This window comes from Nonomuraea terrae, assembly GCF_004348995.1.
Lineage (GTDB): Bacteria > Actinomycetota > Actinomycetes > Streptosporangiales > Streptosporangiaceae > Nonomuraea > Nonomuraea terrae.
In genome coordinates this window covers 16,657-42,330 of the sequence record NZ_SMKQ01000020.1, presented here as the reverse complement: position 1 = coordinate 42,330, position 25,674 = coordinate 16,657, and the positions used below count along the sequence as shown (strand labels likewise).

At 72.3% G+C, this 25,674-nt stretch carries 28 protein-coding genes; 19 read left to right on the top strand and 9 right to left on the bottom strand.

Annotated features, from left to right (window positions below; translation table 11 throughout):
- The first annotated feature begins 36 nt into the window (after positions 1-36).
- From E1286_RS10315 to katG, 4 genes are all read left to right on the top strand, one after another.
- Complete coding sequence (locus tag E1286_RS10315; protein WP_132611089.1) at positions 37-1,584, top strand: PucR family transcriptional regulator; 1,548 nt, start codon at positions 37-39, stop codon at positions 1,582-1,584.
- A gap of 103 nt (positions 1,585-1,687) precedes the next feature.
- On the top strand, positions 1,688-2,935 hold the full coding sequence (locus E1286_RS10310; protein WP_132611087.1) for an NAD(P)/FAD-dependent oxidoreductase: 1,248 nt from the start codon (positions 1,688-1,690) through the stop codon (positions 2,933-2,935).
- A gap of 138 nt (positions 2,936-3,073) precedes the next feature.
- Entirely contained in the window at positions 3,074-3,478 is a 405-nt protein-coding gene (locus E1286_RS10305) for a Fur family transcriptional regulator (RefSeq protein WP_281282650.1), read from the top strand.
- A 32-nt stretch (positions 3,479-3,510) separates the two neighbouring features.
- Positions 3,511-5,742 (top strand): catalase/peroxidase HPI, encoded by a 2,232-nt coding sequence (gene katG / locus E1286_RS10300; RefSeq protein ID WP_132611085.1) that lies wholly within the window; start codon positions 3,511-3,513, stop codon positions 5,740-5,742.
- Between the two features lie 36 nt (positions 5,743-5,778).
- On the opposite strand, the gene E1286_RS10295 is transcribed toward katG, so the two are convergent.
- The 3 genes from E1286_RS10295 to E1286_RS10285 all read right to left on the bottom strand — a co-directional run bounded on the left by E1286_RS10295 (position 5,779) and on the right by E1286_RS10285 (position 8,074).
- Positions 5,779-6,201: a Fur family transcriptional regulator gene (locus tag E1286_RS10295; RefSeq protein ID WP_132611083.1), complete on the bottom strand. Its 423-nt coding sequence runs from the start codon at positions 6,199-6,201 to the stop codon at positions 5,779-5,781.
- Positions 6,202-6,369: 168 nt separating this feature from the next.
- The gene (locus E1286_RS10290; protein WP_132611081.1) at positions 6,370-7,044 is read right to left on the bottom strand and encodes a GntR family transcriptional regulator; all 675 of its coding nucleotides are present in this window, start codon (positions 7,042-7,044) and stop codon (positions 6,370-6,372) included.
- Positions 7,045-7,054: 10 nt separating this feature from the next.
- On the bottom strand, positions 7,055-8,074 hold the full coding sequence (locus tag E1286_RS10285; RefSeq protein WP_132611079.1) for an asparaginase: 1,020 nt from the start codon (positions 8,072-8,074) through the stop codon (positions 7,055-7,057).
- 97 nt (positions 8,075-8,171) lie between these two features.
- Here E1286_RS10285 and E1286_RS10280 point away from each other — a divergent pair, with 97 nt between their 5' ends.
- From E1286_RS10280 to E1286_RS47745, 7 genes are read left to right on the top strand one after another with little or no spacing between them, the layout of a single operon-like run.
- Positions 8,172-9,440, top strand: a complete 1,269-nt coding sequence (locus E1286_RS10280; RefSeq protein ID WP_132611077.1) for an MFS transporter — start codon at positions 8,172-8,174, stop codon at positions 9,438-9,440.
- Positions 9,440-10,687 carry an alpha/beta hydrolase family protein gene (locus tag E1286_RS10275; protein WP_132611075.1) on the top strand — a complete coding sequence of 416 codons (1,248 nt, stop codon included), beginning with the start codon at positions 9,440-9,442 and terminating at the stop codon, positions 10,685-10,687. The genes E1286_RS10280 and E1286_RS10275 overlap by 1 nt, the downstream gene beginning before the upstream one ends.
- Positions 10,684-11,295 (top strand): cysteine hydrolase family protein, encoded by a 612-nt coding sequence (locus tag E1286_RS10270; protein ID WP_132611073.1) that lies wholly within the window; start codon positions 10,684-10,686, stop codon positions 11,293-11,295. The genes E1286_RS10275 and E1286_RS10270 overlap by 4 nt, the downstream gene beginning before the upstream one ends.
- Positions 11,292-12,254, top strand: coding sequence for an amidohydrolase family protein (locus tag E1286_RS10265; protein WP_132611071.1), 963 nt, complete (start codon positions 11,292-11,294; stop codon positions 12,252-12,254). Before E1286_RS10270 ends, E1286_RS10265 begins: the two co-directional genes overlap by 4 nt.
- A complete protein-coding gene (locus E1286_RS10260) occupies positions 12,247-13,731 on the top strand; it encodes an aldehyde dehydrogenase (RefSeq protein WP_132611069.1) in 1,485 nt (494 codons plus the stop codon). Before E1286_RS10265 ends, E1286_RS10260 begins: the two co-directional genes overlap by 8 nt.
- On the top strand, positions 13,728-15,074 hold the full coding sequence (locus E1286_RS10255) for a dihydroorotase (protein WP_132611067.1): 1,347 nt from the start codon (positions 13,728-13,730) through the stop codon (positions 15,072-15,074). Before E1286_RS10260 ends, E1286_RS10255 begins: the two co-directional genes overlap by 4 nt.
- A 58-nt stretch (positions 15,075-15,132) precedes the next feature.
- Positions 15,133-15,540: a hypothetical protein gene (locus tag E1286_RS47745; RefSeq protein ID WP_165969675.1), complete on the top strand. Its 408-nt coding sequence runs from the start codon at positions 15,133-15,135 to the stop codon at positions 15,538-15,540.
- Here the strand turns inward: E1286_RS47745 and E1286_RS50075 are convergent, their stop codons facing one another.
- The 3 genes from E1286_RS50075 to E1286_RS10240 form a co-directional block, all read right to left on the bottom strand.
- The gene (locus tag E1286_RS50075) at positions 15,541-15,735 is read right to left on the bottom strand and encodes a DUF4253 domain-containing protein (RefSeq protein WP_246074687.1); all 195 of its coding nucleotides are present in this window, start codon (positions 15,733-15,735) and stop codon (positions 15,541-15,543) included.
- Between the two features lie 119 nt (positions 15,736-15,854).
- Positions 15,855-16,304, bottom strand: a complete 450-nt coding sequence (locus E1286_RS10245; protein ID WP_132611065.1) for a hypothetical protein — start codon at positions 16,302-16,304, stop codon at positions 15,855-15,857.
- A gap of 61 nt (positions 16,305-16,365) precedes the next feature.
- The gene (locus E1286_RS10240; RefSeq protein WP_132611063.1) at positions 16,366-16,839 is read right to left on the bottom strand and encodes a GNAT family N-acetyltransferase; all 474 of its coding nucleotides are present in this window, start codon (positions 16,837-16,839) and stop codon (positions 16,366-16,368) included.
- Between the two features lie 124 nt (positions 16,840-16,963).
- Here E1286_RS10240 and E1286_RS10235 point away from each other — a divergent pair, with 124 nt between their 5' ends.
- From E1286_RS10235 to E1286_RS10225, 3 genes are read left to right on the top strand one after another with little or no spacing between them, the layout of a single operon-like run.
- Positions 16,964-17,470: a PadR family transcriptional regulator gene (locus E1286_RS10235; RefSeq protein ID WP_132611061.1), complete on the top strand. Its 507-nt coding sequence runs from the start codon at positions 16,964-16,966 to the stop codon at positions 17,468-17,470.
- The gene (locus tag E1286_RS10230) at positions 17,463-18,128 is read left to right on the top strand and encodes an ABC transporter ATP-binding protein (protein WP_132611059.1); all 666 of its coding nucleotides are present in this window, start codon (positions 17,463-17,465) and stop codon (positions 18,126-18,128) included. Before E1286_RS10235 ends, E1286_RS10230 begins: the two co-directional genes overlap by 8 nt.
- On the top strand, positions 18,125-19,351 hold the full coding sequence (locus E1286_RS10225; RefSeq protein WP_132611057.1) for a hypothetical protein: 1,227 nt from the start codon (positions 18,125-18,127) through the stop codon (positions 19,349-19,351). Before E1286_RS10230 ends, E1286_RS10225 begins: the two co-directional genes overlap by 4 nt.
- A 102-nt stretch (positions 19,352-19,453) precedes the next feature.
- On the opposite strand, the gene E1286_RS10220 is transcribed toward E1286_RS10225, so the two are convergent.
- On the bottom strand, positions 19,454-19,915 hold the full coding sequence (locus E1286_RS10220) for a hypothetical protein (protein ID WP_132611055.1): 462 nt from the start codon (positions 19,913-19,915) through the stop codon (positions 19,454-19,456).
- A 237-nt stretch (positions 19,916-20,152) separates the two neighbouring features.
- Here E1286_RS10220 and E1286_RS10215 point away from each other — a divergent pair, with 237 nt between their 5' ends.
- From E1286_RS10215 to pip, 3 genes are read left to right on the top strand one after another with little or no spacing between them, the layout of a single operon-like run.
- Positions 20,153-20,929, top strand: a complete 777-nt coding sequence (locus tag E1286_RS10215; RefSeq protein WP_132611053.1) for a neutral zinc metallopeptidase — start codon at positions 20,153-20,155, stop codon at positions 20,927-20,929.
- A 4-nt stretch (positions 20,930-20,933) separates the two neighbouring features.
- Positions 20,934-21,488 (top strand): DUF6624 domain-containing protein, encoded by a 555-nt coding sequence (locus tag E1286_RS10210; RefSeq protein WP_223189789.1) that lies wholly within the window; start codon positions 20,934-20,936, stop codon positions 21,486-21,488.
- A gap of 43 nt (positions 21,489-21,531) precedes the next feature.
- A complete protein-coding gene (gene pip, locus E1286_RS10205) occupies positions 21,532-22,482 on the top strand; it encodes a prolyl aminopeptidase (protein WP_132611051.1) in 951 nt (316 codons plus the stop codon).
- A gap of 227 nt (positions 22,483-22,709) precedes the next feature.
- Here the strand turns inward: pip and E1286_RS10200 are convergent, their stop codons facing one another.
- A complete protein-coding gene (locus E1286_RS10200; RefSeq protein ID WP_132611049.1) occupies positions 22,710-23,339 on the bottom strand; it encodes a LysE family transporter in 630 nt (209 codons plus the stop codon).
- Positions 23,340-23,554: 215 nt separating this feature from the next.
- Between E1286_RS10200 and E1286_RS10195 the strand changes: the two genes are divergently transcribed.
- Positions 23,555-24,139 carry a TetR/AcrR family transcriptional regulator gene (locus E1286_RS10195; RefSeq protein ID WP_132611047.1) on the top strand — a complete coding sequence of 195 codons (585 nt, stop codon included), beginning with the start codon at positions 23,555-23,557 and terminating at the stop codon, positions 24,137-24,139.
- Positions 24,140-24,149: 10 nt separating this feature from the next.
- Complete coding sequence (locus tag E1286_RS10190; RefSeq protein ID WP_132611045.1) at positions 24,150-24,800, top strand: haloacid dehalogenase type II; 651 nt, start codon at positions 24,150-24,152, stop codon at positions 24,798-24,800.
- Here E1286_RS10190 and E1286_RS10185 read toward each other — a convergent pair.
- Positions 24,772-25,575 carry an alpha/beta fold hydrolase gene (locus E1286_RS10185; RefSeq protein ID WP_132611043.1) on the bottom strand — a complete coding sequence of 268 codons (804 nt, stop codon included), beginning with the start codon at positions 25,573-25,575 and terminating at the stop codon, positions 24,772-24,774. The genes E1286_RS10190 and E1286_RS10185 overlap by 29 nt on opposite strands.
- Positions 25,576-25,674: the final 99 nt, after the last annotated feature.

Sequence of the window (25,674 nt, the reverse complement as noted above, 5' to 3'; positions counted from 1 at the left end):
GAGCCCGGGCCGGGCTCCCCTTCACGGGAGCTGTTCATGATCACATTGGATCGGCTGGTCAACGTGCTCGGCGGGTACGGCGTGCGCCTGTGCGGCCGGCCGGAGACCCGCTCGGTACGGCTGCGCAGCGTCGCCATGCCGGATCCGGGCGACGACCGGGTCACGGGCGACGTGCTGCTCGCCGTCGGGGCCTGCTCGGTGGCCGAGGCGGTGCGGTGGGCCGTGGCCGCGCGGGCCGCCGTGGTCGTCGTACGCGGGCAGGCCCCTTCGGCCCTCGACGACCAGGGCCCGGCCGTGCTGCTCGCCGATCCGTCGGTGTCGTGGAGCCAGCTGGCGGGCGTGGTGTACGGCCTGGTGCTGGAAGGGCGCGAGACGGCGGCGGGGCGGGGCCCGACGGACCTGTTCGCGCTGGCCGACGCCCTGGCCGACCTGATCGGCGGCGCGGTGACCATCGAGGACGGGCTGTCGCGGGTGCTGGCCTACTCGCGTTCGCAGCAGGCCGGCGACCCGGCACGGCTGGAGACGATCCTCGTCCGGCAGGTCCCCGACCGGCTGCACGAGCTGTTCCGGGCGCGCGGGGTGTTCGCCCGGCTGGAGGCGAGCGACGAGCCGGTGTTCGTCGAGCCGGACGCCGGCAACGGCCTGACCGGGCGGATGGCGGTGGCGGTACGCGCCGGCCGCGAGCTTCTGGGCTCGGTCTGGGTGACCTGCGACCGCCCGCTGACCGGGGCACGACTGCGCGCGCTGGCCGACGGCGCCCGTACGGTGGCGCTGCACCTGCTGCGCTCGCGGGCGAGCGCGGACCTGGAGCGGCAGGTGGAGTCGGATCTGGTCGTGCGCCTGCTGGAGGGCACGCCGGACGCCGCGACGGTGCTCAGCCAGCTCGGGCTGGCCCCGCGCGCCATGCGGGTGGTCGCCGTCCGCGCCCACGCCGACGAGCAGGCCGCCCTGTTGCTGGCGTTCGAGCGGGCCACCGACGGCTTCGGCTGGTCCAGGCCGGGGCGCAGCGCCCTGCTGGGCACCACGCTCTACACGATCCTGCCCGTCGAGCAGGCGGACGCGGCGCGGGAATGGGTGGCGGCCCTGCGGGCCGGGCTGCCGCCGCAGGTGGGGATCACGGCCGGGATCAGCGCCCCCGCCGCGACGGCCGAGCTGCCTGCCGGGCGTCAGGAGGCCGACGAGTGCCTCGCCCTGCACGAGGCCGGGCCGCGTGAGGCCGACGAGTCCCTGGCCCTGCACGAGGCCGGCCCGCGCGCCGCCGCGCCGCCCGCCTACGACGAGTCGTGGGACGACATCCTGCTGCGGCGGCTGCGCGCCGCCGCCCGGGCGGGACGGACCCCCGCGCGCAGCCCGGTCAGCGAGCTGCGCCGGCACGACGTCCGCCACGCCACCCACTTCGTGGCCACGCTGCGCGCCTGGCTGGAGGCCCAGGGCGACCTCGCCGTGGCCGCCGAACGGCTCGGCGTGCACCCCAACACCGTCCGCAACCGGATGCGCAAGATGGCCGAGGTCACCCCGCTGGACCTGGACGACGCCCGCAAACGCCTGGCCATGATCATCACGCTGGCGGCGTACGAGGTGTAGCCGGCGTACAAGATCGGCGCGGCGATTGTCGGTTCCGTACAGCGGCCTGTGACGCCGTGGGGGCCATCCTTGGCGTGGAATGTCGTATTTCGGGAGGTCGGGCATGGGCATCGGTGAATGGCCGCGATCGGTGGTCGTGGTCGGCGCGGGCATCGTGGGGCTGTCCACCGCGTGGTTCCTGCAGGAACGCGGGGTCAAGGTCGACGTGGTCGACCGCGGCGGCGTGGCGGCGGGGGCGTCCTGGGGCAACGCCGGATGGATCGCCCCCGCGCTGGCCATCCCGCTGAACGAGCCCTCCGTCCTGCGGTACGGGCTGCGCTCGCTGCTGAGCCCGTCCGCGCCGCTGCACGTCCCGGCGAGCGTCGACCCGGGGTTGTGGGCGTTCCTGGCGCGCTTCGCCGCCAACTGCCGCTGGCCGTCGTGGACCCGTGCCGTCCGCGCCAACCTGCCGCTCAACGAGGACAGCGTCGGGGCGTACGAGGTGCTCGCCGCGGGCGGCGTGGCCGCGCCGATCGAGCAGGCGCCGATCACGGCGGCCTTCCGCACGCCGCGCCAGGCCGAGGGGCTGCTGCGCGAGCTGCGCCGGCTGGCCGAGGCCGGGCAGCACGTCGAGCACACCGTGCTGGACGGCGACCGGCTGGCCGAGCACGTGCCGCTGGCCTCCGGCGCGCTGCGGACGGGCGTGCGGATCGACGGCCAGCGCTACGTCGACCCCGGCGGCTTCGTCCACGCCCTGGGCAGGGCCGTCATGTCCCGCGGCGCGACCGTCTACGCCTTCGAGGTGGACGACGTGCGCACCGACGGCAGGAAGGCCATCGTGCTCTCCCGCAAGGGCACCACCCTGTCGGCCGACGCCGTGGTGCTGGCCACCGGGGCGTGGCTGCCGCGGCTGGCCCGCCGGTGGGGTGTGCGGGTGCCGGTGCGGGCCGGGCGCGGCTACTCCTTCACCGTGCCGGTCGACCGTCCCGTGCCCGGCCCGATCTACCTGCCGGACGTGCGGGTCGCGTGCACGCCGTACCAGGGCGGGCTGCGGGTGGCGGGCACGATGGAGTTCCGCGGCCCTGACGACCCGTTCGTCCCCGCCCGGATGGAGGCCGTCATCGGCTCCGCGCGGCCGCTGCTGGACGGCGTGCGCTGGGAGGAGCGCACCGACGCCTGGGTCGGCCCCCGGCCCGTCACCCCCGACGGACGGCCGCTGGTCGGCGCGACGAACACCCCCGGGATCTACGTGGCCGGCGGGCACGGCATGTGGGGCCTGGCCCACGGCCCGGCCACCGGGAGGCTGCTCGCCGAGCAGATCACCACCGGCAAGCAGCCCTTCGAACTGCGGGACTTCGATCCCCTGCGCTGACCCTTCCATCGGGGCGGAGCTTCTCGGCGGAACAGTCACGGCGAACACGTCACTCGTCGTTCCTCGGGTCGTATCTTGACTGGTTCCAGAAAGTGGGACAGTCTTTGGGCCGTGGCCACGACCTCGGACTACCAGCAGATGTTGCGCGGGGCCGCTTTACGGGTGACCCGTCCTCGGGTGGCGGTGCTGAGTGCGGTGCACGCACTGCCGCACGCCGACACGGATTCGATCATCCGTGAGGTGCGCCGTGAGCTGCCCGAGGTGTCGCACCAGGCCGTGTACGACTCGCTGCACACGCTGACGGCCTCGGGCCTGGTGCGGCGCATCCAGCCCTCCGGCTCGGTGGCTCGTTACGAGTCGCGTGTCGGCGACAACCACCACCACGTCGTATGCCGGTCGTGCGGTGTGGTCGCCGACGTCGACTGCGCGGTCGGCCACGCGCCCTGCTTGACCGCGGCCGACGACCAAGGGTTCACCATCGACGAGGCCGAGGTCGTCTACTGGGGCCTGTGCTCCGACTGTTCCACCACCAGCAGTGCCTGAGCTGCGTGTACCCCTGAATACGGAAGGATTCCATGTCCGAGAACCATGAGGCGATCGTCACAGACCCGAAGCCGGAGGAGGCAGGTGGCTGCCCGGTCGCGCACGGGCGCGCACTGCACCCGACGCAGGGCGGAGGGAACCGTCAGTGGTGGCCGGAACGGCTCAACCTGAAGATCCTCGCCAAGAACCCGGCCGTGGCGAACCCGTTCGGCGAGGACTTCGACTACGCCGAGGCGTTCAAGAGCCTCGACCTCGCGGCGGTGAAGCGGGACCTCGCGGAGGTCATGACGACCTCGCAGGACTGGTGGCCGGCCGACTTCGGCCACTACGGCCCGTTCATGATCCGGATGGCGTGGCACAGCGCGGGCACGTACCGGATCAGTGACGGGCGCGGTGGCGCTGGGGCCGGGCAGCAGCGGTTCGCGCCGCTCAACAGCTGGCCCGACAACGGCAACCTGGACAAGGCGCGCCGCCTGCTCTGGCCGGTCAAGAAGAAGTACGGCAAGAACATCTCCTGGGCCGACCTCATGATCCTGGCCGGCAACGTCGCCCTGGAGACGATGGGCTTCAAGACCTTCGGCTACGCCGGCGGCCGTGAGGACGTCTGGGAGTCGGAGGAGGACGTCTACTGGGGCCCCGAGACCACCTGGCTGGGCGACCAGCGCTACAGCGGTGACCGGGAGCTGGAGAACCCGCTCGCCGCGGTCCAGATGGGCCTCATCTACGTCAACCCCGAGGGCCCGAACGGCACCCCCGACCCGCTGGCCGCGGCCCGCGACATCCGTGAGACGTTCCGCCGGATGGCGATGAACGACGAGGAGACGGTCGCCCTGATCGCGGGCGGTCACACGTTCGGCAAGACCCACGGCGCGGGCCCGTCCGACCACGTCGGCCCCGACCCCGAGGCCGCCCCGATCGAGGAGCAGGGCTTCGGCTGGCGCAACAGCTTCGGCACCGGCAAGGGCGGCGACACGATCACCAGCGGCCTGGAGGGCATCTGGACCTCCACCCCGACCCGGTGGAGCAACGGCTTCTTCGAGAACCTCTACGCCTACGAGTGGGAGCTCACCAAGAGCCCCGCCGGCGCGTGGCAGTGGACGCCGAAGGACGGCGCCGGCGCCGGCACCGTGCCCGACGCGCACGACCCGTCGAAGAGCCACGCTCCGACGATGCTCACGACCGACCTCGCGCTGCGCATGGACCCGATCTACGACCAGATCTCGCGGCGCTTCAAGGACAACCCCGAGGAGCTCGCCGACGCCTTCGCCCGCGCGTGGTTCAAGCTGACCCACCGCGACATGGGCCCGGTCGTGCGCTACCTCGGCCCCGAGGTCCCGAACGAGGTGCTGCTGTGGCAGGACCCGCTGCCCGAGCGGACTTACGAGCTCATCGACGCCGACGACGTCGCCGCGCTCAAGGCCCAGATCCTGGCCTCGGGTCTGACGGTGTCGCAGCTCGTGTCGACCGCGTGGGCGTCGGCCTCGACGTTCCGCGGCAGCGACAAGCGCGGCGGCGCCAACGGCGCCCGCATCCGCCTGGAGCCGCAGAACGGGTGGGAGGTCAACGACCCCGACCAGCTCCGCACGGTGCTGCGCACCCTCGAGGGCATCCAGCAGTCCTTCAACGCCGCCCAGACCGGCGGCAAGCAGGTCTCGCTGGCCGACCTGATCGTGCTGGCCGGCAGCGCGGCCGTCGAGCAGGCGGCCAAGGACGCCGGCTACTCCGTCGCGGTGCCGTTCACGCCGGGCCGCGTGGACGCCGCGCAGGACGAGACGGACGTCGAGTCGTTCGCGGCGCTGGAGCCGACCGCGGACGGCTTCCGCAACTACGTCGGCAAGGGCCACCGCCTGCCGGCGGAGTACCTCCTGCTCGACCGGGCCAACCTGCTGACCCTGAGCGCCCCCGAGATGACGGTGCTCGTCGGCGGCCTGCGCGTCCTGGGCGCGAACTACAAGCAGTCGCCGCACGGCGCCTTCACCGAGGCCCCCGGCCGGTTGACGAACGACTTCTTCGTCAACCTGCTCGACCTGGGCATCGAGTGGAAGGCGACCTCGGCGGACGCGACCACGTTCGAGGCCCGCGACGCCTCCACCGGCGAGGTGAAGTGGACCGGCACCCGGGCCGACCTGCTCTTCGGGTCGAACTCCGAGCTGCGCGCGCTCGCCGAGGTCTACGCGAGCGACGACGCCGTGGAGAAGTTCGTGAACGACTTCGTCGAGGCGTGGGTCAAGGTCATGAACCTCGACCGGTTCGACCTGGTCTGATCGAATGAGAGGTCCGGGCCGGCCGGCCCGGACCTCTCATTTCCGGCGGCACCGCGGGCACAGGCCCCAGAACGTGACGTCGGCCTCGTCGACCAGGTAGCCGCCGTCGTCGACCGGCTCCAGGCAGCCCGGCTGCCCGACGGCGCAGTCGACGTCCTTGACCGCCCCGCAGTCGCGGCACACCAGGTGGTGGTGGTTGTCGCCGACGCGGCGCTCGTAGCGGGCCGGGCTGCCGGCCGGTTCGATGCGGCGCACGAGCCGGGCCGCGGTGAGCGCGTGCAGGGCCTCGTAGACGGCCTGGAGCGAGACGTGGCCCACGCGGTCGCGCACGCCGGAGGCGATCGTCTCGGCGTCGAGGTGGTCGCCGTCGCGTACGGTCTCCAGCAGTGCGACCCGGGCGGCCGTCACCCGCAGGCCGGCGCCGCGCAACTCCTCGGCGGTGGTCGGGGATGCGGTCATGGCGCGGCACCTGCCTTTGTCGAACGCGAACGGTTCAGGACCTTAAATAGCCCAAGTTTAGTGGTGGAACGGGCAATGCTGCCGCGTCCCGCCGGCGTCGAACCGCGGGCAAAGACCTCCCCCGCCTCTCGACGACCCTGCCATCGGTCAGGGGGCCCCGCGAGATCGTCAGCCGATCAGGCCGGCCTCGTGGGCCTGCTCGATGGCCGCGAGGGTGGAGGCCAGGTGTTGCAGCGTCAGCTCGATGATCGCGGCCTCGTCGCCCTCGCGGTAGAGCGCGATCAGCTGCTTGTGCTCGGCGTTGGCCTCGGGCACCTGCAGCGGGCGCGCCTCCAGGGAGAGGCTGATGTACGGGGCCGCGCTGTCGCGCAGCCCGGCCAGGATGCCCGCCAGCCGGCTGCCGTCCTCCAGCTCGCTGAAGATCGCGTGGAAGCGGCGGTTGAGGTCGACCCACGCCCCCAGGTCGGTCTCGGTCTCCATGGCCTGCTGGAGCTGCTCGGCCTCGGCGAGGTGGGCGTCGCCGACGGAGGCGATCATCCGCCGCACCATGAGCGGCTCCAGCGTCATGCGCAGCTCGTAGATCTCGCGCACCTCGGCGATGTCGAGCGGTCGCACCACGGCGCCCTTGTGCGGGTCCATGACGACCAGGCCCTCGGTGGCGAGGTCGCGCAGCGCCTCGCGGACGGGAGTCGTGCTGACGCCCAGCTCGGCGGCCAGCTCGGCCTGCACCAGCCGGGTGCCGCCCTTGAGCGTGCCGCCGAGGATCGCCGAGCGCAGCGTGGTCAGGACGTACTCGTGCGCGGTGCGCGACCGGTTGGCTGTCGCGAACCTGCCAAGCGCCACTGTTCCTCCTCTATCCGGATTCGCATCCGACTGTAGGGCCTGGCGCCCCTGCTCCGCGCGCCGCGAACTCCGCCCGCAGCCGCTCCTCCGGCACGCCGAGCGCGAGCAGCGAGCCGAGCAGGACGCGGGACTTGCGGGCGTCGAGGAACCCGGCGGGGATCGCCCCGCGCGCGATGAGGTCGCGCTCGGACCCGGGGAAACCATAGGTCCGGCTGGCCGTGCTGCCCGCACCGGTGCGGCTGGCCAGCACCACGGGGACGCGCGCGGCCGAGACGGTCTCGGCCAGGGCGGCCGGCACGTGTCCCACGCCGAACCCGGCCAGCACGACGCCGTCGTACTCGGCCGCCGCGTACGCGAGCAGGCCGCCGTCGTCGTCGAAGCAGGTCTCCACCAAGGCGACACGGGGACGGGGCCGGTCCTCCGGCGGCAGCGGCAGCGGCCGGTGCCGCGCGACGGGGTTGCCGTAGCGGACGCGGCGCTCGGCGACGTGGCCGAGCGCGCCGAAACCGGGCGAGGCGAACGCCTGCAGGGCGCTGGTGTGCGTCTTCCGCACCCGGTGGGCGGCGTGCACGGTGTCGTTCAGCACGACGAGCGCGCCGAGGCCGCGGGAGGCGGGGTCGGCGGCGGTGGCGACCGCGGCGTACAGGTTGGCCGGGCCGTCGGCGCCCGGCGTCGCCGGGTTGCGCATGGCGCCGGTCACGACCAGCGGCTCGTCACGGTCCCAGTGCAGGTCCAGGAAGTACGCCGTCTCCTCGATGGTGTCGGTGCCCTGGACGATGACGGCCCCGGCGGCCCCCGTCCGTACCGAGTCGCACGCCCATGTGAGGCAGCGGCGCAGGTCGGCGGCGCCGAGCGAGGCCCCCGGCGAGGTGGCCAGGGTCGTCACGGTCAGGTCGGCCGCGTCGGCGAGCCCCGGGACCGCGGAGACCAGGTCGGCGGCCGTGAGCGAGGGCCGCACCCCGCCGTCGCCGTTGCCGGTCATCGTGATCGTGCCTCCGAGCGAGGCGAGGGCCACGGGGGGTCTGCTCATTCTGCGGGTTCCTTCGTCTTGACGTGTTGCATCATGCATTTTATAGGATGCAACATCAATAGCACGGGGGGGAAGTGTTCAGGAAGGGCGAGGTAACGTGTCCGAAACAACAGCCCGGAAACCACAGGAGGGGCAGAGCGGCGCCCTACGGCTGACCAAGTCGGTCGCCATCGTCAGCTTGATCGTCCTGGCCGGCTCCTACGTCATCAACGCCATGGACCGGCAGGTCTTCTCTGTCCTGGTCCCCCACATCCGCGAGGAATTCGGCTTCTCCCTCGGCCAGGGCGGCCTGCTCGCCACGATCTTCACCCTCGGCATCGGCCTCGCGGGCGTGCCGACCGGCTACCTGCTCGACCGGCTCTCCCGCAAGGCGGTCATGCTGCTCGGGATCGTCATCTACTCGGCGTTCACCGTGCTGACCGCGGTTTCGGTGGGCTTCTTCGACATGTTCGCCTACCGCGCCCTGTCCGGCGTCGGCGAGGCGATGCAGAACGCCGCCCTCTTCTCCGCCGTCGGCGCCTACTTCTTCGCCAACCGCGCGCTCGCCCTCGGCAGCCTCAACTTCGCCTACGGCCTGGGCAGCTTCTTCGGCCCGTTGCTCGGGGCCAACATGACGACCGCCACCGGCGAATGGCGCACGCCGTTCTGGGTCTACGGGGCGATCGGCTTCGGCTTCGCGCTGCTCATCCTGGTGGCCATCAAGAAGACGTTCACCGAGCAGCGCGACGGCGGCCCCGGGGAGGCGACGCCCCGCAGCTACGACCACGTGCCCGCCGCCCTGCTCAACAAGAACATCGTGCTGCTCGCGGTGACGGCCGTCGTCGTCGGCCTGGCGATGTACGGCTACCTCGGCCTCTACCCGACCTACCTGCAGGAGGAGCTCGGCCTGTCGACCGGCGACGCGGGGCTGGCGGTCAGCATGTTCGGCATCGGCGCCCTGGCGGGCCTGCCCGCCGGCTGGCTCGGCGACCGCCTGAACCAGCGCACCGTGATGATCGTCGCGCTGCTGGCCGGCTCCGTGGTCGGCTACCTGCTGTTCAACGGGCCCACCACGGCCGGGTGGCAGATCTTCCTGTCGTTCGCCGAGGGGGCCATCGCCAGCGGCTTCCTGTTCGTCAACATCTACTCCTCCATGCAGCGCGCCGTGCGCCCGATCATGATCGGCCGCGCCTCCGGCCTCTACGTCGCGAGCTTCTACGTCCCTGCGGCCATCGCCGGGTACCTGTTCTCGGCGCTGGTCGAGTCGACCGGCTGGGGCGGCGCCGGGCTCTGGCAGCTCGCCGTGCTCCCGCTCGCCGGCGTCGTCGCGCTGCTCTTCGTCGACGTCTCCCAGTTCAGCAACGCCCGCAGGGTGGAGGTTCACTGATGGTCAAGAAGTCCGGGCCGAAGCGCTGGCACGAGCAGCGCTGGCTGATCGACTCGATCCTGCGCACCGACGGCCTCGAGTGGGACCAGCCGCGGGTGGCGTACACGCTGCGGCCGATGGGGGTGGACGCGACCGCCGACTTCCAGGTCGCGCAGTCGCGCATCCACAAGTTCGCCGACATGACGCCGGTCTTCACCGAGCTGGCCGAACGGCGCCACCGCCTCGCGGAGGAGGCCGAACGCGACGGCCGCGACGTCACCGCCCGCGAGCACTACTTCCACGCCGCCCTGCTGTACGCCACCGCCGAATGGCCCGTCTGGGAGGACACCCCGGCACTCGTCGAGCTGGACGACCGCAAGAACGCCTGCTACGCCGCCTACGGCCGGCTCGCCGACCACCGGGTGGAGCGGGTCGAGATCCCGTTCGGCGAGTCGTACATCCCGGCCTGGTTCCACCTGCCGCCCGGATACGTCGGGGGTCCGCTGCCCACCGTCATCTCCTGCGGCGGCATGGACGCGGCCAAGGAGCTGAACGTCAACCTCTACGGCGACAAGTTCCTCCAGCGCGGCTTCGCCGTCCTCGCCTTCGACGGCCCGGGGCAGGGCGAGGCGCCGATCCGCGGGGTGAAGTTCACGCCGACCGCGTGGATCGAGGCCGGCGAGAAGATCATGGCGTGGTGCCGCGACCGGGCCGAGGTGGACGACGACCGGATCGTCGGCTTCGGGCTGTCGTTCGGCTCGTACTGGATGTCGCAGATCGCCGCCACCCAGCCCGGGCTGCGCGGCGCGGCGGTCGGGCTGGTGTGCCACGAGCCCGGCTGCCACATGATCTTCGAGATGGGCTCGCCCAGCTTCAAGGCCCGCTACATGTGGATGTCGGGGCTGGAGCACGACGAGGAGGCGTTCGACCGGATGGCGCAGGAGATCGACCTGCGCCCGCTGATGCCGAACATGAGCGTGCCGTGGCTGGTCGTCGCCGGCGACGAGGACGAGCTGTCGCCCATGGAGCACAGCTACGACCTGGCCCGCCGCTCACCCGCGCCCGCGCCGATGCTGGTCTACCAGCAGGGCCGGCACGCCCTCTCGCTGCCCACCCCGTCGGTGGCGCTCGGGCCGAACTGGGTGACGTACGCGGCGGACTGGCTGCTCGACCGGACCAAGGGCCTGCCCGCCGCGGACCACGTCGACTACGTGCTGCCCACCGGCCGGATCGAGCGCCGCCCGCACCCGAAGGAGAGCGCCCGATGAGCCTGCCCGTACTCGACCGCGGCAGCACCGCCGTCGTCACCATCGACCTGCACCGCGGCCACCTCGACCCCGAGGTGGCCACCATGCCGCTGCCCGCGGCGACGGCCGAGCGGGTCACGAAGGCCAACGCGCGGCTGCTGGCCGCGGTCAGGAGCAGGGGAGTGCCGGTCGTGCACGTCGTCACCTCCTACCGGTCGGTGGCGGAGATCGCCACGAACCCGTGGTGGGCGGCCGTGGCCGGCACCGACGCGACGCGGGCGAACGTCCTGCGCCACCAGGTGCCCGCCCTGGGGCTGATGCCGGAGGTGTACGACCCCGCGTACGACCTGGTCGTCGACACCAAGAAACGCTACGACTGCTTCGCGGCCACCGACCTCGACCACGCGCTGCGCGCGCTGGGCGCGAAGACGCTGCTGCTCACCGGGGTCAACACCAACAGCTGCGTGCTGGCCACCACCGTCGCGGCCAACTCCCGCGACTATGCGCCGGTGGTGGTCGAGGAGTGCGTCGACACGATGGACCCGGCTCTGCACGACGCCGCGCTGCGGGTGATCCGCCAGGCGTTCGGCTGGGTCGCCACGACCGAGGAGGTACTCGCCGCCCTATGAGAACGATCGACGTCCACGCGCACGTCTTCCCACCCGCCCTCGTCACCGCCGCCAGGGCGGGCGACGCTCCCGACGGAATCCGCACCGAACGGGTGGACGGCGCCGAGTGGGTCGTCCACCGGCAGGGCTACCGCTATCCGCTGTCCGCGTCGTTCCACGACGTCGAGGCGCGCCTGGCGGACATGGACGCCCTGGGCATCGACCTCGCCGTGCTGTCGCCCGCGCCGCCGCTGTTCCTCTACTGGAGCGACGAAGGGGTGGACGCGGCGCGCGCGGTCAACGACGCCGTGGCCGGCATGGTCGCTCAGGCGCCCGAGCGGTTCGCCGGTCTGGCCACGCTGCCGATGAGCGACCCCGGCGCCGCCGTGGCCGAGCTGCGCCGCTGCGCCACCCTGGGCCTGCGCGGCGCGCAGATCGGCCCGCACGTCGAGGGCACACCGCTCGACGACGCCGCGCTGCGGCCGGTGCTCGCCGCCGCCCAGGAGCTGCGGCTGCCGCTCACCATCCACCCCTACTACGTCGGCTCCACGCCAGGGCTGGACGACTACTACCTGACGAACCTGCAGGGCAACCCGTGGCAGACGGCGCTGTGCGCGTCCCGGCTGATCTTCTCCGGCACGCTCGACGCGCTGCCCGAGCTCGACCTGGTGCTGGTGCACGGCGGCGGGCATCTGCCGTACCAGATCGGGCGGCTCGACCACGGGCGGCGGGTCAGGCCCGAGACCCAGGGGTGCCGTGAACAGCCCAGCGCCTACCTGCGGCGCTTCCACTACGACACGCTGACCCACAGCAGCGCGGCGACCGGCTGGCTGATCGACCTGGTGGGCGCGGACCGCGTCATGTACGGCACCGACATGCCGTTCGACATGGGCGGCGGCCCCCTGGAGGTGGCACACCCCGACATCGCCCACCGCAACGCCGAACGGCTCTACGCGCTGAAGGAGGATCCCGATGAGTGACCTGGTGCCGCTGCGCATCGGCGGCGAGGACCGCCAGGCGGCCGACGGCGGCACGTTCGAGGTGCGCAACCCCGCCACCGGCGACCTGCTGTACGAGGTCGCGCACGCCACGCCCGCCGACGTGGACGCTGCGGTGAGCGCGGCGAGGCAGGCGTTCGACGACGGGCGCTGGCGCGGCATGCCGGTCCGGCACCGCGCCCGCGTGCTGAACCGGGCGGCGGAGCTGCTGGCCGGGCGCGTCGCCGACTACGCCCGGCTGGAGACGCTGCAGATCGGCCGCCCTGTCCGGGAGATGCGGGCGCAGCTGGCCCGGCTGCCGGAGTGGCTGGAGTACTTCGGCGCGGTCGCGCAGACCGCCGAGGGCAGCGTGCCCGACTTCGGCCCCGGTTACCTGAACGTGGTGCGCCGACACCCGCTCGGCGTGGCCGGCCTGATCACGCCGTGGAACCACCCGCTGCTCATCACCATGAAGAAGCTCTCGGCAGCGCTCGCCGCGGGCAACTCACTGGTGATCAAACCGAGCGAGCTGGGGCCCGTCGTGCCGCGTGAGCTCGCGGTGCTGCTGGAGGAGGCGGGCGTGCCCGCCGGAGTCGTCAACGTGGTGACAGGCCTCGGCGCCACCACCGGCCGTGCGCTGTCGGAGCACCGCGGCCTGCACAAGCTCGACATCACCGGCGGCACGGAGACCGGCCGGGTGATCGCCGCGAACGCCGGCCGTGCGCTGATCCCGGTCACCGCCGAGCTGGGCGGCAAGGCGCCGGTCGTCGTCTTCCCCGACGCCGACCCGGAGCAGGCGGTGGCCGGCGCGCTATTCGCGTCGTTCATCGCCACCGGGCAGACGTGCGTGCAGGGCGCCCGGCTGCTGGTGCACCGCGACCGCTACGACGAGATCATCGCCGCGCTCGCCGAGCGGACCGGGGCGCTGCGCCTCGGCGACCCGCTCGACCCCGCGACGCAGATCGGGCCGCTCGTCTCGCGGGCACAGCGGGCCAAGGTCGCCGAGGCGGTCGACCAGGCCCGCGCCCAGGGCGCGACGGTCCTGTGCGGCGGGCGCGCGCCCGACGGTCCCGGCTGGTTCTACGAGCCGACCGTGCTCGCGGACGTCACTCCCGACTGCGACATCTGGTACGACGAGGTCTTCGGCCCGGTCGTCGTGGCCACGCCGTTCGACGACGAGGACGACGCGGTGGCCAAGGCGAACGACTCGCCGTTCGGGCTGGCCGCCTCGGTGTGGACCCGCGACGTGGCCCGCGCGCTGCGGGTCACCGAACGGCTGGACATCGGCATCGTGTGGATCAACGACCACCACCGCATCGACCCGGCCTCGCCGTGGGGCGGCACCAAGGACAGCGGCATCGGCTCGGAGAACGGCCTGGACGCCTACCGCTCGTACACCCGCGCCCAGAGCATGATCGTCAACACTGCGGACCAGCCGTTCGACTGGTTCGCCGGCACAGAGGAACTCAGGTACTCATGATCGACCTGCTCATCGAGGGCGGCACCGTGGTGACCCCCGAAGGACGGCGGCGGGCGAACGTCGCCGTCCAGGACGGCGTGATCGGCCACGTCGGCCCCGGCCGTCCGGCCGCCGCGGAGGTCGTGGACGCCTCCGGCCTGCTGGTGCTGCCCGGCGGCGTGGACACCCACGTCCACCTGATGGACCCCGGCAGCACCGAGCGCGAGGACTTCCCGACCGGCACCGCCGCCGCCGCGGCCTCGGGCGTCACCACGATCGTCGAGCACGCCCACGGCCGACCGGTGCGTACGGCGGCCGACCTGGAGGAGAAGCGACGCTACCTTGAGGGCCGGTCGTCGGTCGACTACGGGCTGGCCGCGCACGCCTGGCCGGGCGAGACCGGCGAGCTGCCCGGCCTGTGGGCGGCGGGCGTGACGTTCTTCAAGCTGTTCACTTGCACCACGCACGGCGTGCCCGGCCACGACGCGGCGGCGCTGAAGGCGCATTTGTCGGCCTCCGCGCGCGTCGGCGGGGTCAGCCTGATGCACTGCGAGGACGAGTCGCTGACCGAGCACGCCGAACGGCTGCTGCGCGAGGAGGGCCGCGACGACGGCGGCATCCTGATCGACTGGCGCAACCGCGACGCCGAGCTGGTGGCCGCCGCGGTCGCCGCGCTGCTGGTCCGCCGCGCCGGGGCGCGGGCCGTCGTCGCGCATGTCAGCCACCCCGAGGTCGCCTCGTACGTGGCCGCCGAACGGGCGCGCGGCGCGCAGCTGTCCGCCGAGTCCTGCCCGCAGTACTTCCTGCTGCGCGAGGACGAGGCCCTCAGCGAGGGCGCGCTGCGCAAGTTCACCCCGCCGGCGCGGGCCAGGACGGCGCAGGACGAGGCGCACATGTGGCGGCTGCTGCGCGAGGGCACGCTGACCCACATGTCGACCGACCACGCCCCCTCCACGCTGGAGCAGAAGCGGGCCGGTGACATCTGGAACGTGCACTTCGGCCTGCCGGGCCTGGACAGCACCATGGCCCTGCTGCTGGACGCCGCCGCCCGCGGGCACCTGGCGTACGAGGACGTGGCCGCCGTCTACGCCGAGCGGCCCGCCAGGATCTACGGGCTGTGGCCGCGCAAGGGCCGGCTGGCGGCGGGCGCGGACGCCGACCTCGTCCTGGTGGACCCGCAGGCCCGCCGTACGCTGCGCAACGAGGACGTGATCTCCAAGGCGGGCTGGACGCCGTACCACGGGCGCGAGGTCACCGGGCGGGTCGTCCGCACCTACCTGCGTGGTGCCCTCGTCGCGGAGAACGGCCGCCCCTTCGACCTGCGCTCCGGCCGCTTCCTGCCGGGCGCCGGAGCCGTTTCCTGATCATTTACCGATGCGAAGCCGTGTTCGTCCTGGTATGGCGGGGCGTCACCATGCGGGAATGGGTGATTCCACGCAGGGCGGCCGGCGGCTCTTCGCGGCGGGTCTGGCGGGGCTGGCTCTGGCGACCCTCCTGGTGGTCGCGGCGTTCGTGACGGCGCGGCTGTATCCCGAGGACCGGTACTGCGGCCACTACACCGGATGCCTGGGCCAGTTGGCGGCGGCGATGGAGCTGGTCTGGGATGCCGGGCGCTGGGTCGCGGTCGTCCTCGCCTGGCCGCTGCTGCGTTGCGTGGGGGTCCGCCCGGCTTGGCCGGTCGCCCTGCTGGCCGTGCCTGTGCTGATCGTGACGTGGTGGGTCGCGCTGGAGTCGCCGTTCGTCACCCGGCTCGCACTGCTGCTGTGCAGTGGTGTGATCGCGTACCCGGTGGCCGCGTGGCTGGCGACCCGATTCCGGCCGGGCGGGTGATCAATCCACCAGAACGACCACGTGTTCACGCCCGCGAGAGTCTTGGCGTACTCCTTGAGCGTGGAGGCGGCGCCCTGCTGGAGGGTGTCCGCGCGGAAGGGTGAAGCGTTCGGCCGTCACCCGCGACGCGTGCTCAGGGGTCGCCGGTGGGGCCGCGACGCTGAGGTGCAGCGTGTCGGCGCCGACCGCGACCACGCGCACGCCGAAGCGGTCCTCCCAGCCGCCCAGGCCGCGCCCGCCGCCGTAACCCACCAAGGGCGGCCCGTATCGCCGGTGAGCACGGCCGAGAGCGGCGGCTGCTCGGCCGGCCGTGGTCAGGCTGGGCCGGTGGGCGGGGTGGTCAGAGGGGTGGTGCCGACCGCGGCGATGAGCTCGACGGGGAACTCGCGGTCGGCCTGGCCGATCGCCAGGGCCAGCCACCTGTCCGTGCCCGGTCGCTGCCACACCAGCATCGAGCCGGCCACCATGGACAGCGCCGACATCGGCTCCGGCCCCTCACCCTCCAGGTACGGCCCCAGGTCGACGGGCCGGGGGTCGCCCCAGCGGGCCGAGAGGGCGGCGGCCAGGCCGCGGAGAGAGGTCTCGATCTCCTCGTAGGCCTCCTCGACGACGTCCAGGTCGGCGTCCCAGAAGTCCCGGCTGGCCTCCAGGACGCGCAGGTGGTGGCCCGGCCCGCTGGAGAGGTCGTCCTCGAGACGGCTCTCCTCCGGGAACGGCAGCGCCACCAGGTCGTCGACGGCGGCGAGATGATCGTGCGTGGTCACAGGCCAGGAGGCTACCGTGCGCCCGGCACTCCCATATAGCGACTTTTCCCGTTACAACCGGTCAGGTCGTGCGTTCCCAGCGCACCTCGCCGTCCTGCCACCGGTCCGTGCGACGCAGGCCGGCCGCCGCGGCGACGCCCGCCGAGGCGGCGTGGGAGGGGTGGATGTGGGCGACGACCGTGCCGATCCCCTCGTCCATGAGCCGTTCGACCAGGGCCTTGGCGGCGGCGGTGGCCAGCCCGCGCCCCTGCCACGGCGTCCCGACGACCCAGGCCACCTCGGCGGTACGATCATCGATCGTGGCCTGCACATATCCGGCCAGCCGGTCCTCCGCGCGCACCCGGATCACCCAGTTGCGCCAGCCGGGCGGCCCGGCGACCAGTCGCTCGTAGCGGGCCCGCAGCTCCGGCGCGGTGAGCGGGGCCCCGCCCGTGAACGTGTGCAGGGCGGGGTCCGACAGCACCTCGGCCATCTCGTCAGCGTGCTCAGGACGCAGGGGGACGAGGGTGAGCAGCGGGGTCTCGATGATGTCCACCCGGCCACCCTAGGACCCGCACACAAGGGGCGAACCTCCGCTCTTTGCCGGACCGGCACGCCGGGCTCAACGTGGTGATGCTCGTGACGGTTGCCCGACTATTCATTGAGTGTATAGTCGGCGCATGTCAACCGGTCATGTGCTGCTCGGCCTCCTCGTCGAGCGCCCGAAGCACGGTTACGAGCTCAAGAAGGAGCACGACCACCGTCTCGCCGGCGCCAAACCGCTGGCGTACGGGCAGGTCTATGCCACGCTGCAACGCCTGGAACGCGACGGTCTAGCGGAGGTGGCCGAGACGCAGCAGGAGGGCGGCCCCGAGCGGACCGTGTACGCGATCACCGACAGCGGCCGGGCGGAACTGGAGCGGTGGCTGAACACCGTCGAGCCGTCGGCGCCGTACGTCGCCAGCCCCTTGTTCGCCCGGGTCGCCGTAGCGGGGAAGGCCGCCGACGGCTATCTCCTGCGGCAACGCGAGGCGCACCTGGCCCGCATGCGGGAGCTGACCGCCGAGAAGGCGTCCGGCGCGCCCGCCCGGGTGCTGGCGGCCGACTACGCGCTCCAGCACCTTGACGCCGACCTGCGCTGGATCGAGACCGCGCTCGCGCGGATGAGGGAGGTCAGCAATGCTTGAGGCCAGGGGCCTGGGCAAGTCGTTCGGCCGGACCAGGGCGCTGACCGGCGTCTCCCTGGAGATCGCGGAGGGCGAGATCGTCGCCATCACGGGGCCGAGCGGCGCGGGCAAGTCGACGTTGCTGCACTGCCTGGCCGGGGTCGTCCGGCCGGAGTCCGGCGAGGTCGTCCTAGACGGCAGGCGGATCGACACACTGCCCGAGGCGGAGTTGACCAGACTGCGGCGCGAGAGCTTCGGTGTCGTCTTCCAGTTCGGTGAGCTGGTGCCCGAGCTGACCGCGGTCGAGAACGTCGCGCTGCCGCTGCTGTTCAATCGGCACGGCAGGCAGGAGGCGATGACCGTCGCGGCGGAGTGGCTAGGCCGGCTGGAGGTGTCCGATTGTGCCGACCAGCGCACCGGCGAGCTGTCCGGAGGACAGCGGCAGCGGGTGGCCGTCGCTCGGGCGCTGGTGACCGGTCCGCGCGTGGTCTTCGCCGACGAACCCACCGGAGCACTGGACACGCTCGGCGGTGAGCAGGTGATGAGCGCGCTGCTCGGCGCGGCCCGCACCAGCCACACCGCCGTCGTTCTGGTCACCCACGACAACCGGGTGGCCGCCTACGCCGACCGGGAGATCGCCTTGCGCGACGGTGCGGTGCTGGCAGGGGTGGACCGATGATCGCCGTGCTGCGGATGTTGAACAGGGGACGCTCGCGGGCCGAGCGGGTACGCGCCCGGCTGGTCGCCGCAGGCGCGGCGGTGGCGACGTTCCTGGTCTGCACGGCCGTCAGCCTGGCGGACCACCGGGACGAGGGCGGCTCGCTGACGGGGCTGGGCCTGGCCCTGCTGGCCGTGCCGGTCGCGGGCCTGGTCCATCAGGCCAACCGGCTGGCCTCGGCCACCAGGGAGCGGCGGCTGGCAGCCCTGCGGCTCGCGGGGGCGACGCCGGGTGACGTGCGGCGGCTGGGCGCCCTGGAAGGAGGCCTGCTGGCAGTGGGCGGGTCGCTGGGCGGTGGCGCGCTCTACGTGCTCACCCATCTCGCCGGGCCGCTGCCGCAGGTGCCGGTGGTCGTGGCTTTGGTGACGCTCGGCGGGGTCATGTCGGGGGCACGCGCCGGACGACACGTCGTCGCCTCGCCGCTGGGAGTGGACCGCCGTGCACGCGTGCGGGGGCCGAGTGTGCGCGACCTGCTCCTCTTCGCGGTGGGCGTCGGGCTCTTCATTCTCGGAGCCGTGATGAAGGGCCGTTTCCCGCTCGTCGGCGCGTACGGGTCCGTGGTGGCCATGGCGGCCGGGCTGGTACTGCTGCTGCTCGGCGTGACCCTGGCCGCGACCTGGCTGATCAGGGCGTACGCCCGCCGGGCCGGTCGGCGGGCCCGGTCGGCGGAGGCGCTGCTGGCCGCACGGCTGGTCGAGGCGGATCCGCGGGCGTGGGCCAGGGCCCTGTCCGTGGTGAGCCTGACGGTCTTCTTCGGCGCGGGGGCCGGGGCCCAGCAGGCCGGCGTCGGCTACTCCCAGGCCCACGCGCTGGTGGACGTCGCGCTCCTGGTGGCCCTGGTGACCTCGGCGGCCGCCCTGGTGGTGCACCAGGCGGAGGAACTCATCGACCTTCGCCGCTCGTTCGCCGCGCTGGCCGCTTCCGGAGTGCCGGAGCGGGCACTGGGCGGGGTGCTCGTGCGGCAGGCGGTCATGGCCGCGTTGCCGGTCTGCGTGGTGGCGGCCGTCTCGGGAGTCGCGGTGGTTGTCCTGACCGTTGTGGACGTCTACCAAGTTCAGTGGCTGGGTTGGGCGGTTGCCAGGGCCGTGGCCATGGCGGGCGTCGGGGTGCTCGCCGCGGTGCTCGTCGCCCTGGCGGCACGCCCTCTGTTGCGCGGCGCACTCCGTTTCGAGGTGCGGACATGACCACGATCTCGTAGGAGGTGATCGGGGGACGTGATCGGCAATGACGACGAGATCGGCGGCCGTCTAAGGTCAGTGCGCCCGGCCACGGTGGATGGCCGACGATCAGTCGCGGGTGTAGGTGAGCCCGAAGTCCACGCGCCAGGTCTCGCCGTCCTCCGACATCTCCCAGCGCGCGTCGATCGCGTCCCCCCCAGGGCTGAACGTGCCGTGGAAGCGCTGGTTGAAGCCGGGAGCGTGGCGCCAGATGCGCCACACCCCGTCGGCCAGCGTCATCTGGTACACCCGGTGGACGCCGCGCGCGTCGGCGTACATCATCGTGAACTGCTCCGAGGCGTCGTCGAGGCCGATCACGGAGGTGACCGGGAAGGGCGCGTTCTCGCGCCAGCCCGGCGGCGCGGACGGCGGGATCTCGGCGTCGGAGCGCTGGTGCAGGAACAGGCCGTCGTCCTGCCAGGAGAACTCCGTCCAGCTCGTGCCGACGCCGTCCACCTTGAGCCGCACCGTCCAGCGGCCGAGGAGGGTGTCGAGCCGGGCCAGTGCCGGGTGCCGGTCTGCCATGGTCATTTCCCCTTCGTCGCGTTTCCAGCGGAAGTGCACGAGGGTAGGCGTCACCCCGTGATCAATCAGATTCTCGATCCTACGGAGCCGGGCCGCGGCGGGGGAGGGGATACGTTCATCTTCTTTGTGGCAGCGACCCGTACCCTTGGTGGCGGTTCAATATCTTCATAGTTGGATCTAGCAGTATTTGTCGCTAGTCAAGCGGATTGCCGTAGCGCCTGCCAGGCCCTATTGTCGCGATCCGTGAAACTTATCCTGATTGCAGCTTTAGCCGGCGTTCTTGCCGCGCCTTTAGGCGGCACTGCTTCCGCAGAAATTACGACATACCCCGTCAAAGATCAAAAGCTCACCGCCAGCCCGCTCTACGAGACCGGCCCGCTGCCGTCCACCACGTGCGCGGAGAAGCCGGTCAAGCGCAACGACCGCAAGAAGGCCCGCGCCTACTTCGACGCGGTCATCGACTGCCTGGAGACGACCTGGGAGCAGCACCTCACCGCCGCCGGCCTGCCGTACGAGAAGGTGAAGGTACGGCACATGACCCGGATTCCGAAGAAGTACTGCGGCATGGACATAGGAAAGGAGGATTCGCAGGCCTGGTATTGCTCCGACAACGGCACCATCGCCGTCCAGATGGGGCGCGAGTGGCTCAGCGAACCCGATGACCTGTGGCTGATCGACATGGCCTCCTACGTGTACGCCTATCACGTGCAGGAACTCGTCGAAATCGGCCCCGCCTTCGAGAAATTGCCCTACGGCAAGAAGGCCGAGCTGCAGGAGCAGATCCGCCGCAGCACCCTGCAGGCCAACTGCCTGGCCGCCGCCTTCATCAAGAGCGTGTGGCCGCTGGAGGGCAGGACCGCGAAGGACTGGAACCACCTCGTGGACCTCCTCGACAGCGTGGGCGAGAAGGAGTCGTACGGCAAGCCGGCCACCATCCGTCACTGGGTGAAGCGCGGATTCTCCACGGCCGATCCCGGGTCGTGCAACACCTGGAGCGTCCCGCACACCAAGGTGGCGTGACGTCATGCGCGCGCTGCTCGCCTGCCTGCTGGCCGCGTTGACGCTGGTCGCCTGTGGCGACGACTCCCCGTACAACCCGGAGCTGCGGGCCGAACTGCTGCGGATGTTCAAGGCGGACCAGGAGATCCGCACGCTGGAGGCGTCCCAGGAGGACTGGGACCGCGTGGAGAAGACCAACACCGAGCGCATGCGTCAGATCCTCGACGAGCACGGCTGGCCGGGGTACGCCATGGTCGGCAAGGACGGGGCGCAGGCCGCCTGGGCGCTCGTCCAGCACGCCGACCGCGACCTCGACCTGCAGCGCCGCGGCCTGGAGCTGATGCGGCAGGCGGTGGAGAAGGGCGACGCCGACCGGTCGGAGCTGGCGTACCTGGTCGACCGGGTGCGGGTGGCGGAGCGAAAGCCGCAGGTGTACGGCACGCAGTGGGAGACCACGCCCGAGGGCGAGTGGCGCCCGCGCACGCAGATCGAGAACGAGGCGCAGGTGGACCAGCGGCGCGCGGACATGGGCCTCGAACCGCTGGCCGACTACCTGGAGGAGCTCAAGCCGCTGGAGTGACAGCGCTATATTCAAGCGCTGTTACATTTGAGAGGAGCCTCCTTTGCGTCCCCCTGTCGAACCTTATGACCACGGCATGCTCGACGTCGGCGACGGCAACCTCGTCTACTGGGAGGTCTGCGGCAACCCCGACGGCAAACCCGTGGCGATCGTCCACGGAGGCCCCGGGTCAGGCTGCTCGATCAACGCGCGCCGCACGTTCGACCCAGAACGTTTCCGCACCGTCCTGTTCGACCAGCGCAACTGCGGGCGCAGCCGCCCGCACGCCGCCGACCCGGCGACCGACCTCAGCGCCAACACCACCCACCACCTGGTCGCCGACATGGAGCTGCTGCGTGAGCACCTCGGCATCGACAAGTGGCTGCTGTACGGCGGGTCGTGGGGCTCGACGCTGATCCTGGCCTACGCCGAGACCCATCCGGAACGGGTGTCGGAGATCATCATTCCGGCGGTCACGATGACCCGCCGCTCCGAGATCGACTGGCTCTACCGCGGCGTCGGGCGGTTCTTCCCCGAGGCGTGGGACCGCTTCCGCCGCGGCGTGCCCGAGGCCGACCGCGACGGCGACCTGCTGAAGGCGTACGCGCGGCTGCTGTCCGACCCCGATCCGAAGGTGCGCGAGAAAGCCGCCGTCGACTGGGTGACCTGGGAGGACGCGGTCATCTCCCTGGAGGTCAACGGCAAGCCGAACGCCTACAGCGACCGGCCCGCCGACGGCGTCATGGCGCTGACCCGGATCTGCTCCCACTACTTCTCCAACGCCGCCTGGCTGGAGGAGGGCGTGCTGCTGCGCGACGCCGGCAGGCTGGCCGGCATCCCGGGCGTGCTGATCCACGGCCGCCAGGACATGGGCGGCCCGGTGCAGACCGCCTGGGAGCTGGCCCAGGCGTGGCCGGACGCCGAGCTGGTCGTCGTGGAGGACTCGGGACACACCGGCAGCGAGGCGTTCAAGAAGGCGATCTTCTCGGCCATCGACCGCTTCGCGGACCGCTGAGGGACGAACCCGCGGCTCGTCGGGGGTTTGGACGGTGCCCCTGGCGACCATCGCCTCGCCGTCGGTCGATTCCGGTACGGGAGAGCCGCGGGTTCGCGTGGCCGGCAGGCGGACAGGGTGCGCCGAGGCGCCCGGGACGCCATCACCACGCCTTGTCCGCTCGCTGACCTGCGCCAACCGTAGCCGTGGCGTCCGAGCGGCCACCACCCATTTACCGTCGGGGACGGTCAGGAACCGCCGGGCAGGAGGCGGGCGGCCAGGAGCGCGGCGAAGACGAGCAACGCGAGCCCGCAGGCCGCCTCCAGCACCCGTACGGCCGGCGTCGGCAACGCCCGGCGCAGCAGTGCGATGAGCCCGGCCGCGACGAAACACCAGGCCAGCGACGACGTCATGAACCCGGCGAAGAAGACGGCCAGGCTCGCCGGCCCCACGTCCTCCCCGAGCACGGCGCTGACCGCCCCGGCCGCGCCCGACCAGTAGACGACGTTCCAGGGGTTGCCCAGCGACATGGCGGCTCCCACGGCGAGGGCGCCCCCGTTCGCGGGTGCGTCCGTGCTCGATGGGACGGTCCTGGGGGAGACGGCGTCGCGGAGGGCGGTCAGGCCGAGCCAGGCGAGCAGGAGGCAGCCGCCGGCCGTCAGGGGCACGCGGAGGACCGGGACGGTGAACAGCGCCCCGACGCCCGCCAGCCCGAGCAGCGCCCACACGGCGTCGCCCGCCAGCGACCCCACCTGCACCGCGAACGCCGGGCCGAACCCACCCCGCACGCCCCTGCGCAACGACTCGCTGAACACCGCGCCCGGCGCCGCGTTGAACAGCAGCCCGATCCAGAGGGCCAGCACGAAGATCTCCGACATGGCGTCCACTCTGCCCGCCGGGCGGGGGAGGCGAGGCCGAGCAGCCGCCGCAGCAATCACCGTCAGCCGCTCCTCGACCAGCGCCACCGGGGGGAACCCGCCGGACGCCGGGGGACGACGGCGAGCTGGGTGCCGTCGACGTCCTGGGCCCGCATGCCGACCACCCTAGAGCCTCGCTATCTTGGAATGAACATTCCAAGATAGCGAGGGCAGCGTTGCCGGACGTCAAGCACTTCGATCCCGACGCGGTGCTGGAGCAGGTCGAGCGCCTGTTCTGGCGGCGCGGCGCGGCCACCACCGGCATCGCCGAGGTCGTCGCCGCCACCGGGTTGAGCCGTTCCAGCCTGTACGCCACCTACGGCGGTAAGCAGGACCTCTATGTCAAAGCCCTGCGCCGCTACGTCGAGCGGCGTTCCGAGCCGATGTTCCGCACCCTGACGGACGACGGTCGCGGCCTGCCCGCCATCGCCGCGTTCTTCGACGCCCTGATCGAGGCCAGGTGCACGGGGGAGTACGCCCGCTGGGGCTGCATGGCCGCCAACGCCCACGCCGAGCCCGCCGACCCGCAGGTGCGCGACCTGCTCGACCGCCACCACGGCATGCTCCGCGCCGCCCTGCGCGCCGCCCTGGAGACGGCCGGCGACCGCCTCCGCCCCGGCCTCGACCTCGACGCCACCGCCGAGTCGCTCACCCTGCTCGCCTACGGCGTGAACGTCCGCTCCCGCGCCGGCGCCGACGCCACCGCCCTGCGCCGCGGCGTCACGGCCGCACTCGACGCCCTCCGCTTCACCGCACCCTGAGGAGACGACCATGGACACCAGACCACACGTCGTGATCTTCGACGTGAACGAGACGCTCACCGACATGGAGCCGCTGCGCGCCACGTTCGAGCAGGCCGGCCTGCCCGCCGGCCGGCTGGACACCTGGTTCGCCGGCGTGCTGCGCGACGGCATCGCCCTGACCGCGGCAGGCGGCTACGCCGACTTCGCCCGGGTCGCGAAGGACGTCCTCAAAGGCATGGGCCTGCAGGACAAGGAGGCCGAGCACATCCTCGGCGCGTTCACGGAGCTGCGGGTGCACCCCGACATCCCCGACGGCATGCGCATGTTGCGCGCCGCCGGGATCCGCCTGTTCACCATGACGAACGGCGCCGCCGCCATGACCCAGGGCATCCTGCGCCGCGAGGGCCTGCTCGACCTGGTCGAGGCCACGCTCGACGTGAGCGGTCCGCGCGTGTGGAAGCCCGCCAGGGCGGCCTACGAGTACGCCGTCGCGCGGGCCGGCGTGCGCCCGGAGCAGGCGGCCCTGGTCGCGGTGCACCCGTGGGACATCGACGGCGCCCAGCGCGCGGGCCTGATCGGGGCGTACCTGGACCGGCGCGGCACGGCGTACCCCGAGGTGATGAGCACCCCGCACGTCACGGCGCCCGACCTCAGGGAACTCGCGCGCCGCTGGAGCTGACGCCGGCCAGGAACTCCAGCACCAGCGGGCTCGCCACCTCGCGGAACTCCTCGAAGTACGCGTGCCTGGCCCCGTCGATCATCCGCAGCGAGGCGCCGGGGATGCGCTCGGCCAGCAGCGGGGCGTTCGCCGCGGGGTTGAAGACGTCGTCGGTGCCGTGGACGACCAGCGTGGGCGCGGTGACGGCGGGCAGCGCGTCCCAGCTGTCGTGGCCCGCGCTCGCGGCCAGGTGACGGCGGCGGGCGTAGGCGGGCATCCGCGGGTCGCCCACCGTGTGGTAGGGCCCCGGATGCGCGGCCAGCCACGCCGGGGTGTACATCAGCTCCAGCAGCGCCCGCGTCGCCGCCGCCCGGTCCGGCTGGGCCAGCGACCGGCGCACCTCGTTGCTCCGCTCGAACCCGTGGGCGCCGCCCGGCGAGCTGCACCCGAGCACCAGCGCGCCGACCCGGCCGGCCTGGTCGGCCGCCAGCCACTGGGCCACCCGCCCGCCCATCGACGTGCCGTACACGTGGGCCCGCCGCACCCCCAGCTCGTCCAGCACCGCCACCACGTCGTCGGCGAACCCGCGCGTCGTGTACGGCTCGTCCGGCTTGTCGCTGTCGCCCGTGCCGCGATAGTCGAAGGTGATGGTCTGGTACGCCCCCTCGAAGTCCGCGCGTACCGGGTCCCACCAGTGGTGGTCGTTGGCCTGCCCCTGCAGCAGCACGAGCGGCGGCCCGTCGCCGCGGACCTGGTAGGACAGCTTCACTCCGTCGGAGGCGGTCGCGTATGGCACGTCTTCGATGGTGCCCCATCTCGCGGAGTGTGTGAGACGGTGTCCGGTAGGCGGCCCCGGCTCCGACGTCCCCGGCGAAGACACACCCGAGGAAAGGTC

Bases quoted from the DNA above. Each gene is read 5' to 3' on its own strand.
- E1286_RS10315 (WP_132611089.1), top strand. From the start codon at position 37: ATGATCACATTGGATCGGCTGGTCAACGTGCTCGGCGGGTACGGCGTG.
- E1286_RS10305 (WP_281282650.1), top strand. From the start codon at position 3,074: ATGTTGCGCGGGGCCGCTTTACGGGTGACCCGTCCTCGGGTGGCGGTG.
- E1286_RS47745 (WP_165969675.1), top strand. From the start codon at position 15,133: ATGGGTGATTCCACGCAGGGCGGCCGGCGGCTCTTCGCGGCGGGTCTG.
- katG (WP_132611085.1), top strand. From the start codon at position 3,511: ATGTCCGAGAACCATGAGGCGATCGTCACAGACCCGAAGCCGGAGGAG.
- E1286_RS10295 (WP_132611083.1), bottom strand. From the start codon at position 6,201: ATGACCGCATCCCCGACCACCGCCGAGGAGTTGCGCGGCGCCGGCCTG.
- E1286_RS10230 (WP_132611059.1), top strand. From the start codon at position 17,463: ATGCTTGAGGCCAGGGGCCTGGGCAAGTCGTTCGGCCGGACCAGGGCG.
- E1286_RS10310 (WP_132611087.1), top strand. From the start codon at position 1,688: ATGGGCATCGGTGAATGGCCGCGATCGGTGGTCGTGGTCGGCGCGGGC.
- E1286_RS10260 (WP_132611069.1), top strand. From the start codon at position 12,247: ATGAGTGACCTGGTGCCGCTGCGCATCGGCGGCGAGGACCGCCAGGCG.
- E1286_RS10255 (WP_132611067.1), top strand. From the start codon at position 13,728: ATGATCGACCTGCTCATCGAGGGCGGCACCGTGGTGACCCCCGAAGGA.
- E1286_RS10285 (WP_132611079.1), bottom strand. From the start codon at position 8,074: ATGAGCAGACCCCCCGTGGCCCTCGCCTCGCTCGGAGGCACGATCACG.
- E1286_RS10270 (WP_132611073.1), top strand. From the start codon at position 10,684: ATGAGCCTGCCCGTACTCGACCGCGGCAGCACCGCCGTCGTCACCATC.
- E1286_RS10275 (WP_132611075.1), top strand. From the start codon at position 9,440: ATGGTCAAGAAGTCCGGGCCGAAGCGCTGGCACGAGCAGCGCTGGCTG.
- E1286_RS10210 (WP_223189789.1), top strand. From the start codon at position 20,934: ATGCGCGCGCTGCTCGCCTGCCTGCTGGCCGCGTTGACGCTGGTCGCC.
- E1286_RS10200 (WP_132611049.1), bottom strand. From the start codon at position 23,339: ATGTCGGAGATCTTCGTGCTGGCCCTCTGGATCGGGCTGCTGTTCAAC.
- E1286_RS10190 (WP_132611045.1), top strand. From the start codon at position 24,150: ATGGACACCAGACCACACGTCGTGATCTTCGACGTGAACGAGACGCTC.
- E1286_RS10225 (WP_132611057.1), top strand. From the start codon at position 18,125: ATGATCGCCGTGCTGCGGATGTTGAACAGGGGACGCTCGCGGGCCGAG.
- E1286_RS10235 (WP_132611061.1), top strand. From the start codon at position 16,964: ATGTCAACCGGTCATGTGCTGCTCGGCCTCCTCGTCGAGCGCCCGAAG.
- E1286_RS10265 (WP_132611071.1), top strand. From the start codon at position 11,292: ATGAGAACGATCGACGTCCACGCGCACGTCTTCCCACCCGCCCTCGTC.
- E1286_RS10220 (WP_132611055.1), bottom strand. From the start codon at position 19,915: ATGACCATGGCAGACCGGCACCCGGCACTGGCCCGGCTCGACACCCTC.